General features: G+C 33.5%; 12 protein-coding genes. 3 read left to right on the forward strand and 9 right to left on the reverse strand.

What is annotated here, in order from left to right; translation table 11 throughout:
* Nucleotides 1-511: 511 nt before the first annotated feature.
* From AC1RRN_RS14900 to AC1RRN_RS14920, 5 genes are all read right to left on the reverse strand, one after another.
* Nucleotides 512-1,681 (reverse strand): DUF1501 domain-containing protein, encoded by a 1,170-nt coding sequence (locus tag AC1RRN_RS14900; RefSeq protein WP_492968053.1) that lies wholly within the window; start codon nt 1,679-1,681, stop codon nt 512-514.
* A 12-nt stretch (nt 1,682-1,693) separates the two neighbouring features.
* Entirely contained in the window at nt 1,694-3,091 is a 1,398-nt protein-coding gene (locus tag AC1RRN_RS14905) for a DUF1800 domain-containing protein (protein ID WP_492968054.1), read from the reverse strand.
* 592 nt (nt 3,092-3,683) lie between these two features.
* Nucleotides 3,684-6,077: a ribonucleoside-diphosphate reductase subunit alpha gene (locus tag AC1RRN_RS14910; protein WP_492968055.1), complete on the reverse strand. Its 2,394-nt coding sequence runs from the start codon at nt 6,075-6,077 to the stop codon at nt 3,684-3,686.
* 249 nt (nt 6,078-6,326) lie between these two features.
* On the reverse strand, nt 6,327-7,304 hold the full coding sequence (locus AC1RRN_RS14915; protein ID WP_072969680.1) for a ribonucleotide-diphosphate reductase subunit beta: 978 nt from the start codon (nt 7,302-7,304) through the stop codon (nt 6,327-6,329).
* Nucleotides 7,305-7,636: 332 nt separating this feature from the next.
* Nucleotides 7,637-8,209 carry a DUF3109 family protein gene (locus AC1RRN_RS14920; protein ID WP_492968056.1) on the reverse strand — a complete coding sequence of 191 codons (573 nt, stop codon included), beginning with the start codon at nt 8,207-8,209 and terminating at the stop codon, nt 7,637-7,639.
* A gap of 317 nt (nt 8,210-8,526) precedes the next feature.
* On the opposite strand from AC1RRN_RS14920, the gene AC1RRN_RS14925 reads away from it, so the two are divergent.
* The 3 genes from AC1RRN_RS14925 to AC1RRN_RS14935 all read left to right on the forward strand — a co-directional run bounded on the left by AC1RRN_RS14925 (nt 8,527) and on the right by AC1RRN_RS14935 (nt 10,022).
* Nucleotides 8,527-9,105, forward strand: a complete 579-nt coding sequence (locus AC1RRN_RS14925; protein ID WP_492968057.1) for a MarC family protein — start codon at nt 8,527-8,529, stop codon at nt 9,103-9,105.
* Between the two features lie 106 nt (nt 9,106-9,211).
* Nucleotides 9,212-9,415: a hypothetical protein gene (locus AC1RRN_RS14930; protein WP_056187321.1), complete on the forward strand. Its 204-nt coding sequence runs from the start codon at nt 9,212-9,214 to the stop codon at nt 9,413-9,415.
* 1 nt (nt 9,416) lies between these two features.
* Complete coding sequence (locus AC1RRN_RS14935) at nt 9,417-10,022, forward strand: FAD-dependent oxidoreductase (protein WP_492968260.1); 606 nt, start codon at nt 9,417-9,419, stop codon at nt 10,020-10,022.
* 229 nt (nt 10,023-10,251) lie between these two features.
* Here the strand turns inward: AC1RRN_RS14935 and AC1RRN_RS14940 are convergent, their stop codons facing one another.
* From AC1RRN_RS14940 to AC1RRN_RS14955, 4 genes are all read right to left on the reverse strand, one after another.
* Entirely contained in the window at nt 10,252-10,569 is a 318-nt protein-coding gene (locus AC1RRN_RS14940) for a hypothetical protein (RefSeq protein ID WP_492968058.1), read from the reverse strand.
* A gap of 77 nt (nt 10,570-10,646) precedes the next feature.
* Nucleotides 10,647-11,012, reverse strand: a complete 366-nt coding sequence (locus AC1RRN_RS14945; RefSeq protein WP_492968059.1) for a nuclear transport factor 2 family protein — start codon at nt 11,010-11,012, stop codon at nt 10,647-10,649.
* An 18-nt stretch (nt 11,013-11,030) separates the two neighbouring features.
* Nucleotides 11,031-12,608 (reverse strand): S41 family peptidase, encoded by a 1,578-nt coding sequence (locus AC1RRN_RS14950; protein ID WP_492968060.1) that lies wholly within the window; start codon nt 12,606-12,608, stop codon nt 11,031-11,033.
* On the reverse strand, nt 12,609-13,040 hold the full coding sequence (locus tag AC1RRN_RS14955) for a deoxycytidylate deaminase (RefSeq protein ID WP_492968061.1): 432 nt from the start codon (nt 13,038-13,040) through the stop codon (nt 12,609-12,611).
* Nucleotide 13,041 lies beyond the last annotated feature (1 nt).

A 13,041-nucleotide genomic window follows, 5' to 3' on the forward strand; every position in this document is an offset into this window, starting at 1 on the left:
GCATCAGGATTGTATATTAGTTTTATTTGTCTTTATATTTTTCAAATAACCATAGCACAATCCTTACTTCTACTAAAGAAGAAATAAAAAGAGTTGCTAAAATAAAAACGGTTAGATGCCATTTTGTTTGTGTTATTATTTAAATTCTCTGCGAATGTATAAATTATTTTTACCGCACCAAAAAAAAGATTGCATTTTATGAAACAAAAAGGGATTTCTTAACAAATTTAGCAGGTTTTGTATGATAATATAAAAATATCGGCTTAAAATGAGAATATTAAAATGAGGTTCTTAGGTTCTGAGATGCTAAGGTGCTAAGGTTTTTTCGCCACGAATTACACAAATTCACACAAATTATTCTGGTTATTTAATTCAACAGACAATATTAATCCGCCATTTTTGTCATTTCGAGGAACGAGAAATCCTCGCAAGTAGCTCTACAAAGATTGGCGATTTTGATTGCGGAATTACTTATGAGGATTTCTCGTTCCTCGAAATGACAAGATTGCGATTATCCAAACAATCCAGAAACAGGCTTATTCGAAATCCCAATTTTTGAATAATCAAAATTCAATTTTTCTTTTAATAAAGAGGCATAAACACTTCTAAAATCAGTTTGGTATTTTAAATCGCCATTATCCAAGTTGGCTAAATTTGGATTATTTCCTAAAATTGTTCCTTTATTATTTCCACCAATAATAAACATTGGCGCTGCAGTTCCGTGATCGGTACCGTTTCCATTGTCTTTTACTCTTCTTCCAAATTCTGAAAATACAACAACTGTAACGTTTTGCATTAATTGCGCCTGCTTTAAATCCTGGTAAAAACTGTACAAGGCATCATTCAAATCAGTCAATTTTCTTTCATGAATAGCAAGCTGATTATCGTGCGTATCAAATCCGCCAAGTGATGTGTAATAGACTTTTGAATTCAGGTTTCCTTTTATCAGTCGTGCAATCCATTCAAGATTTTTAGATAATCCGGTTTTTGGATAACTGATTTCTGTTTTGGATTTTGCCAATGCTTTCTGGATTTCATCAGAACCTTCTGTAACCGAATTGGCAATTTTTCGAACAAAATCTAATTGAGGATTATCAGACAATATTACATTTTCGCCCTTATCTGATTTCACTTTAAATCGGTTTGGGTCTTTTACTGTAATCGAATTGGGTTCTATTCCTTTCAAAGCTAAATTATCAATCGAATCTAAATTTATACCCGCCGTCGCCTGATGACCGTTGCATTGTAAATCTAAATACCTTCCTAACCAGCCTTCATTTATATATTTATCAGAATCGGTTGCGGTTTGCCAAATTTCCTGACTTCTAAAATGTGAGCGGATGGGCTCCGGATATCCCACATTTTGAATTACCGTTAAATCTCCATTTTGTTGCATTTGAACAAAGTCTTTCAGAGATGGATGAAATGCCATTCCCATATTTTTCCCGACAACTACATCTTTACTTAAAGCGATTTTTGTCCTCAAGTCATAATACAACGGATTGTCGTACGGAATAAAAGTATTCAATCCGTCATTTCCTCCATTCAATTGTACAAAAACTATACATTGCTCTCCGATTACCAAATTATTTTGTGAACCAAAAGCATGCAAAAATTCAGGAAGTACAAGCAATCCGCCGGTGAATGTCCCTGTTAATGTTAGAAAATTTCTTCTGTTCATAATGTTAAGCTTTTAAATCAACTGATATTCCGGTAGTTTCGTGATGTAATTAAAGAGCCTTGCCACTGCGAAATTGGCGTGCGGATCTTTGGGATCAAAGTCATATTTTAGTAAATTCTCCATGTCTTTTTGCATTGCATCATTTACTTTGAATAATAATCTATCTGACAGTCCCATAATAATGGTTTTATTATTTCCATCGGAATCAAAATCAATTTTCACCTCAATTTTTTCGAATTCTGTTTTTGGTTTTTCATTTTCAGAATTCATTGTATTCAAAACTTTTCTGGTAATACTTCTTCCGCTGCAAAGCAAATCTGAAGTATTATTACGTTGCAGATAAATTTGCGAAGTCAGCCAGGAATTTCCTCCGTCCCAACCTTTCACATTTATTTGGTTGTAGAAATCCATTCCTTGTTGTTTCAGAAAAAATAGTATCATCGCATCATCCAAATCATCAATATGCAATTCTTCTAAAAGCTGTAAAATATATACTAGCGGATTTTTGATTTTAGTTCCTGAAATTTCCTTTTTATATTCTTCTGTGAAAATTTTAGTCAACAGTGGTTCGATTTCAAACTTTACTTTTCTGAAATAATCTCCATAAAAAGTCACCAAATCTTCTGGTGGATTATCATAAACAAACCACTTCAGGATTTTTCGGGTAATTAAATAGGGAATCTCTTTCTGCTCAAAAATAATGTCAACCAAATCATCTGCTTTCCAGTTTCCGGTTTTCCCGAAATAGGTTTTGTCGCTATTATCTTCTATATTTTTTCTGTAAACTGCGCCGTCGTCTCCATAATTTAATCCCGCTAAAGCTCTTGCTCCTTCTTTGATATCACTTTCAGAATAATTCCCAATTCCGATTGTAAATAATTCAAGTAATTCCCGACTAAGATTTTCGTTGATTTTGCCTTTTTTATTATCGACATTATCTAAATACCGAACCATGGCATTTGATTTTACAATTTGCTTTGTTAATTCTTTGAAATTTCCAAAAGCATGTTCGCGTAAAATCATATTGTGCTGGTAAATCCAATAATTGACTTTTACTTTTTGGGAAGTGGAGACGAAATGATTGTGCCAAAAACAAACCATATTCTCGCGTAAAGGAAATTCGTCATTTCGCATTTTAGAGATCCACCATTTTTTTAATTCTACATTAGAATAGATTTCTCTTTTCAGAATCTTCTTTTTGAATTCAGAATCCGCAGTTTTTATGGATTCGCGCAATGCTTTAAGCTCGAGAAGTGTTTTGGGATCGTCTTCTAAAAAAGCAGGAAGTTGTTTATCAAATTTTGAATCATAAGAATGTTTTAGAAATTTTTCTAATCCTAGTTTTTCAATTTGAGCTGCTTGTTTTCCTGAAAAACCTAATCGTAAGGACCAAAGATTGCTTTTTTTCATAATTCAGAAATTATTACAATAAGACTTGACTTTTCTTTAAAGGTTTAAAAGAAAAGGTGCTGAGTTTCTTAGTTACTAAGATACTAAGATACTAAGATACTAAGATTTGGAAAAAAGTTTTTGGTAATAATTAAAACGGTGAATCTTTGGGGTTATTGCCGTTTTTATATTGAAACAATAATAATATAGCCCACGGTTTCAACCGTGGGAGACGAATCATGAAAATGCATTGTATCCCCACGGTTGAAACCGTGGGCTATGATAAAAATTGCTTGCAAATATTTCTCATTGTTTCTGAATGACAAACTGGATTTTTAATTCGTTGAGAAAGACAGAAAAATTAGCTTTATTACAGAAATCGAAATTAATAAGATTATAAAAGAATTGAACAAAAACTTATAATGAAAATCTAAATTCCTAGCCCCGATTGAAGTGGAAATCCTTTTTATTTTTTCTTTAAAAATAAAAAGATTGAAACGAAAAGCGGGAAATAGCTCCCAAAAAAAAGCAGTTATCATTACAATAACTGCTTTCTATTAATTCAGAATAAATCTTTTCTCTTTATTCTTTCTTCTTTTTCTTCTAAAAAAAATTAAGATCCACACATTTCACAATCCTCAGGATCTGCTGCTTGTGCTTTTAGCAACATTGCTTTGTAATCCTCAACACTGATTTCTTCAGTTGCAGCAACTAAAGACGGTGCAGTTTCTTCTTTTTTATCATTGTTCAATGTGAATTTAATCGCATCAACTGCAGATTTCGTTCTCAAGTAATACATTCCTGTTTTCAAACCTGATTGCCAAGCGTAAAAGTGCATTGACGTTAGTTTAGAATAGTTTGCATCTTGCATGAATAAGTTCAACGATTGTGATTGGTCAATGAAATAACCTCTTTGACGAGACATATCGATAATATCTTTCATCGACATTTCCCAAACTGTTTTGTATAGTTCTTTTAAGTCTTGCGGGATAATATCAATATTTTGAACAGATCCGTTATGACGCATGATTTCTTGTTTCAAATCTTCGTTCCATAAACCAAGTTTCACTAAATCTTCTAGTAAATGTTTGTTTACTACGATAAATTCTCCAGACAATACACGACGTGTGTAAATGTTTGATGTATATGGTTCGAAAGCTTCGTTGTTTCCAAGAATTTGAGAAGTCGAAGCTGTTGGCATTGGCGCAACTAATAATGAGTTACGAACTCCGTGCTCTACCACTTCTTTTCTTAATGAAGCCCAGTCCCAACGACCAGATAATTCTTCATCTTTCATTCCCCACATATTGTATTGGAATTCTCCTTTAGACATTGGAGAACCTTCAAATGTAGAATATGGTCCTTCTTCTTTTGCCATTTCCATAGAAGCGGTTACAGCAGCGAAGTATAAAGTTTCGAAAATTTCCTGGTTTAAAGCTTTAGCTTCATCGCTTGTAAACGGCATACGCAACATGATAAAAGCATCGGCTAAACCTTGCACTCCCAATCCAACCGGACGGTGACGCATGTTAGAGTTTTCAGCTTCTTTTACCGGGTAATAATTTCTATCAATTACTTTGTTCAAATTACGAGTTACACGTTTTGTAACATTGTAAAGTGCTTCGTGGTCGAATTTTCCGTTATCAATAAACATTGGTAACGAAATAGAAGCCAGGTTACAAACTGCGATTTCATCTTTAGATGTGTACTCCATAATCTCCGTACACAAGTTAGAAGAACGAATTGTTCCTAAATTCTTGTGGTTCGATTTACGGTTTGCCGCATCTTTATATAACATATAAGGCGTTCCGGTTTCGATTTGTGATTCCAGGATTTTCTCCCATAATTCACGTGCGCGAATCGTTTTTCTACCTTTTCCTCTAAATTCGTAATCTGTATATAAAGCTTCAAATTCATCTCCATAAACGTCGTATAATCCAGGACATTCGTTAGGACACATTAATGTCCACGTTGTATCTTCCTGAACACGTTTCATGAATAAATCTGAAGTCCACATGGCGAAGAATAAATCTCTCGCACGCATTTCTTCTTTTCCTGTATTTTTCTTTAAATCCAAAAATTCAAAGATATCAGCATGCCAGGTTTCGATGTAAATCGCAAAACTTCCTTTACGTTTTCCACCACCCTGATCTACATAACGAGCTGTATCATTGAAAACTCTCAACATCGGAACAATTCCGTTTGAAGTTCCGTTTGTACCGCGAATGTAAGATCCAGTCGCACGAACGTTATGAATAGAAAGACCAATTCCTCCCGCTGATTGCGATATTTTAGCGGTTTGTTTTAAAGTGTCATAAATACCATCAATACTATCATCCTGCATTGCCAAAAGGAAACAAGAAGACATTTGAGGTTTTGGAGTTCCCGCGTTGAACAACGTTGGTGTTGCATGCGTAAAGAACTTTTTAGACATTAAATCGTAAGTTTCAATTACCGATTTTAAATCATTTAAGTGAATACCAACCGAAACACGCATCAACATATGTTGTGGTCTTTCTACGATTTTTCCGTTTATTTTTAGCAAATACGAACGCTCTAAAGTTTTGAAACCAAAGTAATCGTAATTGAAATCTCTTGTGTAAATGATATGAGAATCTAAAAACGCAGCGTTTTCCTGGATCACATTAAATACTTCATCCGAAAGTAATGGCGCTTCTTGTCCATTTCTTGGATTTACGTAGTGATACATATCTTTCATCGTTTCTGAGAACGATTTTTTAGTATTTGAATGTAGGTTCGAAATTGCCACACGCGCTGCCAATTGTGCATAATCTGGATGCGCAATAGTCATAGAAGCCGCCGTTTCTGCCGCAAGATTATCTAATTCAGAAGTAGAAACCCCATCATACAATCCTTCGATAACTCTCATGGCTACCTTAACAGGATCTACAAGCTCATTCAAGCCGTAACACAACTTTTTGATTCTTTCTGTAATCTTATCAAACATTACGGGCTCTTTGTGGCCATCTCTTTTTACTACAAACATAAGCTTACTATTTTAGTTATTGAAAAAATGAAAGTTACTAGAAAACGAATTCCAGTACTTAAACATTGCGTGTTTTTAAATTATTTTTTGAGAATTATTGAATCCTCAATAGTTGTCTGCTCCCAACCTATAAAATAGATCGAAAATGCAAAAAATTGTTATTGAATCTACGATTTGGGAAGAGATTCAATTTAAAAAAAATGATTTTATCCTTTTAGCGTTTTTGGGATCGCTAAAATATTTTGTTGTCTAAAAATCTGCGTCAAATGAAATTTTCTGAGCATCGCTGTCAGTGTTCATCACACCAGATTTTTGATACTCGGCAACACGTTTTTCAAAGAAATTAGTTTTTCCCTGAAGAGAAATCATATCCATGAAATCAAACGGATTGGCTGATCCATACACACGATCACAACCTAATTCTACCAATAATCTGTCTGCAACAAATTCTAAGTATTGTGTCATTAAAGTCGCATTCATTCCAATTAAACTTACCGGAAGAGATTCTGTTACAAATTCTCTTTCAATATCTAAAGCATCAACAATGATTTCTTTAATTCTGTCTTTCGGAACTTTATTAATTAGGTGATGATTATGCAAGTGAACTGCAAAATCACAATGTACACCTTCGTCACGAGAAATCAACTCGTTAGAGAAAGTTAAACCGGGCATTAAACCACGTTTTTTCAACCAATAAATGGAACAAAAAGCACCTGAGAAGAAAATACCTTCAACAGCAGCAAAAGCAATCAGTCTTTCGGCAAACGAATCGGACTCGATCCATTTTAAAGCCCAGTCTGCTTTTTTCTTGATTGCAGGAAAAACTTCCAAAGCATTAAACAACTCTGCTTTTTCTGCTTCATCTTTCACATAAGTATCAATCAATAATGAATAGGTTTCACTATGAATGTTCTCCATCATGATTTGGAAACCATAGAAAAACTTCGCTTCAGCATATTGTACCTCATTTACAAAATTCTCAGCAAGGTTTTCATTTACGATTCCATCAGATGCAGCAAAAAATGCTAAAATATGTTTGATGAAATATCTTTCATCATCACTCAATTTATTATTCCAGTCTGTCAAATCCTGGTGCAAATCGATTTCTTCCGCAGTCCAGAAACTAGCTTCCATTTTCTTATACCATTCCCAAATATCATGATGTTTGATAGGAAAAATAACGAAACGATTTTTATTTTCTTGTAATATTGGTTCGACTTGTGACATGACAATTTTATTTAATTTTTATGCTGAATTTTTACTTATTCAGAACGATTACAAAGATTGTCATTTGTTGCCAAAAATGAAAGCCAAACTTATTCACAATTCGATGTAGTTTTTAACAACGCTAAAAAATGAGATACTTTTCAGACAATAATTAAATATTTGTAAATGAGACATTTAATATAGTCATTTATACCTAAAGCCCCTGTAAAATATAGACTTTTTGTAATAAAAAGCAAGAAATATTAATTGTTTTTAAAAAGTTTTTTTTGAGTTAAAACTTTATTTTTTGAGTTAAAATATGTTCCTGAAAAGACGTAATTAAGACACTTATTTTATTTCGAATTTTTAAGTTCTTCCGCTACTTTTTCAAGTTCCATATACCAGTCTTCACCAAAGCGACGAATTAAAGCTTCTTTGACAAATTTATAAACCGGAACTTCCAATTCTTTTCCTAAAGAACACGCATCATCACAAATATCCCATTTATCGTAATTTACTGCTGCAAACTCTGTAAAGTCTTTTACACGGATTGGATACAAATGACAAGAAACTGGTTTTTTCCAGTCTACGATTCCTTGGTTGTAAGCTTGCTCAATTCCGCAAAGTGCAGTTTTACCGTCAAAAATCACGTAAGCACAATCTTTTTCATCAATTAATGGCGTTTCAAGATCACCATCGGTTCCTTTTACCCAGGTTCCTTGTGCTTCAATAGCAGCGATTCCTTCTTTTCGTAAAAAAGGTTTTACTTTAGGATAAATTTCTTCCAGAATTTTAGTTTCTGCTTCGCTTAAAGGCGCACCCGCATCTCCGTCAACACAGCAGGCTCCTTTACAAGCTGACAAGTTGCACACAAATTCTTTTTCAAGAATATCTTCTGAAATAATGGTTTTCCCTAATTGAAACATGATAATAAAGTACTGTAATTTATAAAGTGCAAAGATAGTCAAAGAAAGCGGATAAAAAATTTACCACAGAGATTCACAGAGGCTTTCACAGAGATTCACAAAGAATAATTTATTTTTTTCTCTTTTTACCATTAAATCTTTGTGAATCTCTGTGAAAAATCTTTGCGATACTCTGTGGCAAAACTTATAATTGTTACAAACATCACTTTTTTAACCAACAAAACATGTTTTTATAACAAAAGTGTCGTGTATTAAAAAAACACCTATCTTTATTCTCTACCTTTGCAAAAATTTTAAACGCTTAAAATCAAAGTAATATGTTAGAAATTGACTTTAAAGAAATTATTACTGTTGGAATGGTGCTTTTTGCTGTAATTGATATCGTGGGATCCATTCCGATTATCGTCAATTTAAGATCAAAAGTGGGACATATTGAATCTGAAAAGGCTTCTATAGTAGCCGGATTGATTATGATTGTTTTTCTTTTTGTTGGAGAAGGTTTACTTAATCTTATTGGAATTGATGTTCACTCGTTTGCCGTTGCCGGATCTTTTGTACTTTTCTTCTTAGCTTTAGAGATGATTCTCGGAATCAGAATCTACCGTGACGAAGAACCAGGATCTGCTTCTATTGTACCTTTAGCTTTTCCTTTAATTGCAGGAGCAGGAACAATGACCACTTTACTTTCACTTCGATCACAATTTCATACAATCAATATTATCATTGCAATTTTGTTGAATATTATCTTAGTATATATTGTTTTGAAATCATCAAAAAAAATAGAAAATTTATTAGGAGAAAACGGACTTGGCGTGGTACGCAAGACATTTGGAGTCATACTTTTAGCAATTGCTGTTAAATTATTCGCTGCTAATGTTAAAGGTTTGTTCGTCTAACAGATATTTTTATAAATTTACCCCATAAAATTTCTAAATAGAACTTTTAACATATTTACTATATGTATAAAGTTTTAGTTTAATTTTTAGACAAACAAACAACCATATGAAAATCTTTACTTCAATCTTAGTGCTTTTAGCATTAGCTTTAATTGTTTTTAATATTACACAATTAGACTTTAAAAATCCTTTTCAGGGAGATAGCGGTGTAGCACTTATTGGGATCGCAGCTGCTTTTTGCGCGGTATTAATTCTTTTGATTTTTAGAATTTCAAAAAGAATTGAAGAAAAAATGCACGACAACAGATAATATGTTTGACGTTCTAATTATTGGCGGAGGCGTATCAGGCATGTCTTGTGCTCTCGTTTTAGGTTCTGCCAAAAACAAAGCTTTTGTTGTCGATAAAAAAATCGGAATCTTCACCCATCAAAAGAATTCTTCACTGCAAGAAGCGATCTTCTATAACGCATACGGAATAATGCCTGGTAAATTAGGATCTGAATTACTTGTAGAAAGTACGCAGGATTTAGCCATGACTTATCCTCACATTACTCAGATTCCAAACGAAAAAGTAGTTAAAGTTGAAGGTACTTATCCTGAATTTACCGTTACTACTAATAAAAACTCATATAAAACTAAAAATATTGTAATCGGAATTGGTTCTGCCAATACTTTCGATATTGAAGGTTTAATGCAGTATATTGAACCGCATAAAAAAGCACTTCCGGAAAAACAACGTATTCAGCTTAAAAACGACGATCATAAAGTTGCTGATGGCATTTATGTTATTGGAACTTTAGCCGGCTGGAGAAGTCAATTAGCCATTGCTGCAGGAAGCGGCGCTGCTGTTGCTACAGATATTCTGACTTTATGGAATAATGGCGTACAAACTCACGCACACGATAGCATTCGATAATTTTAAAACATAAGTTTTTTTATTCTGAACCATTAAGAGATTAAGAGAAATTAAGTTTCTGTATTTAATAAATTTAATCGCAAAGTTGTGTCGAGAAAATTTCAGACATAAGTTTTTGCCCTTAATAAACTTAAGCTTCAAAACATAACAAAACCATTAAGAGATTAAGAAAAGAAGCCGCAAAGCTTAATAAACTTAATCTCTTAATGGTTAAAAATATTCTTAACGATTATTTCACCGAAACAATCTCAGTTACCTTGATATGTTTTTCATCTTCTGTTTTCCAGATTTCTCCTTTTACAGAAACATTATCTCCAATTTTTAATTGTTTATAATTTTGAGGCCCACCAAAATTTACTATGCTGATTGTGGCAAAATAAACTTCTTTAGCAGCTGTAGAAATTTTAGCGGTATAACCGTCTTTCCCTGCTTCTATTGAATCTACTTTTCCTGTTACGGTATTGTTATTAGTATCTTTCATACTTGTGCAAGAAATTATAAAAGTCATTAAAACTACAAGAAAACTTATTCTTTTTAGATTTTTCATATTATATATTTTAAACACAAATCTCGCACTATTTAGGCGAGATTCATTACATTATATTTAAATAAATTATTATTATTTTATTGTAATTGAATACAGCTTCCTGCAATCACTTTTAGGTTTTCGTCAAATTGTTTCCAGACTCTGATGTAGCGAAAAGCGCCATTTATAGGATTATTATCAAACGATCCTTTTAATGAAACTGTTACCGCAACAACCGCAACATCTTCAATTAAATTTATAGTTTGGTCTACAGCTTCCAGTGCATCAATTTTCATTTTGCCTGAACGATAGGAATTCAGATCAAATTCTTTCGTAATCGTATTTCCATCGGGTAAATTGAAAAGCAAATCGTCGTGGAGGATTTTTTCTAGAAACGAAACATCTGCATTTTTAATGGCAGTCAAAAGTTCTATTTCAGCATTTACAACAGCTTCTATTTTCATCTTAAAAAGGTTTCAACGTTATTTTTTCGGATTCTGAACTGCTTTAATCATCGCATCTTCTTTCAAAATCACATCGTAATAATAGAGTTCACCATACAATTGTCTGGCAAATTCGGCAGTGATATAACGATTAACCAAAGCTTTGGTTTTGTCTAATTTTAAATCCAAACCCGTCATGAAAATATAGTTTTTGAATTTCTTGAAATAAACATCCGAGTTTTTCATTTCAGCTAAAAACTCATTAAATTTAAGTCCGGTAAAAGCTTTTCGGTTTTTATCTAATTCTTCAAAAACAAAATGACCTACTACTCCGGTTTGTAATAAATAGCCAACATTTTCATTTCCATGTTCTGCTTCCATCGGAACAAAAACATCAGGAACGATTCCGCCGCCGCCGTATACAATTTTGCCTTTTGGTGTTTTAAACTTTAATGAGTCGGCCACTTTTATACTGTCTTTAGCATAAAGTTCACCCGATTTTATACGAGATTCCGATTCTTTAAAATACTCTTCGTTTCCTTTTTTATAAGGCTTTTGAATTGATCTTCCTGTCGGAGTATAATATCTTGCTACGGTCAAACGTACAGCAGATCCGTCGTTGAAATCCATTTCGCGTTGTACCAATCCTTTTCCAAAAGAACGTCGACCTACGATAATTCCACGGTCATTATCTTGTAAGGCTCCTGCTAAAATTTCACTTGCAGATGCACTATTTTCATTGATCAAAACATATACTTTTCCGGTTTCAAAACTTCCGGCTTTTGTCGCGTATGTTTTCTCTGTTGTTCCGTTTTTATTTTTGGTAAAAACGATCAGTTGTTTGTCTTTCAAAAATTCATCGGCAATAGCCACAGCTTCTTCCATATAACCGCCGCCGTTGTCTCGAAGATCAATTACAAGCGATTGAATACCGCTTTGTTTTAATCTTGTTAAACCGGTTTTGAATTCATTAAAAGTAGTTTCGGCAAAACGATTGATTTTGATGTAACCGATATTATTTCCAAGTAATAAAGAGGCATCGACACTTTTTATCGGAATAACATCTCTTTTTACTTTAAACTTCAGTTTCTTTTGTTCCGATTTTCTAAAAACCGTCAATTCTATCTCAGAACCCTGCAATCCTTTTAATTTGGAGAACAAACTATCGGAAGGTAATTTTCTGCCAAATAATTTCGTCTTTCCGGCAAATAAAATTCGGTCTCCGGATTTTATTCCGGCTTTCGCAGAAGGTCCATTTTCAATAGGTTTTATAATCGCAACAGAATCTTTATACATATAAAAATTAATTCCGATTCCTACGAAATCACCTTTCATGCTTTCGGCCACTTCTGCCTGTTCGCTTGGCGGAATATAAACAGAATGCGGATCTAATTTAGATAAAATATTATCAACTGTCAGGTTTACAATTGAATCGGTATTGATACTGTCGACATATTCATTATTGATAAAATCGATCAGTTTGTTGAGTTTTGTTTTGGAGTAATTTTTAGCCAAAAGACCGTCATCAACGGGAGCATTCATCAGGCTTCCGAGGACAGTTCCGAGAGCAAAAGTCGCTCCGATCACGATTGGCAAATATTTCGAATTAAATTTCATTTACTCTTCTAAAACAGGAAGATGTTCGACTTCGACACCTGCTTTTAATAAAAATTGAATTCCGGAATCATCGCGATATCCGTTTTGGTAAACCACTCTCTTTATTCCCGACTGATGTATTAATTTACTACATTCTTTGCAAGGCGAAAGTGTAATATATAAAGTTGCACCTTCACAAGATTGTGTTGATCTGGCTACTTTTAGAATTGCATTTGCTTCGGCGTGTAAAACTTCCCAACGGGTTAACCCATCTTCATCTTCACAGCAATTTTCAAATCCGGATGGTGTTCCGTTATAACCGTCAGAAATAATCATCCGGTCTTTTACGATAATGGCACCAACCTGTTTACGTTTGCAGTAAGACAGTGCGCCCCATTCTTTTGCAATACGAAGGTACGCTTTATCGTACTTATTTATTTTTTTTAAGTCCATT

This window comes from Flavobacterium sp. GW821-FHT11G01 (assembly GCF_058808175.1).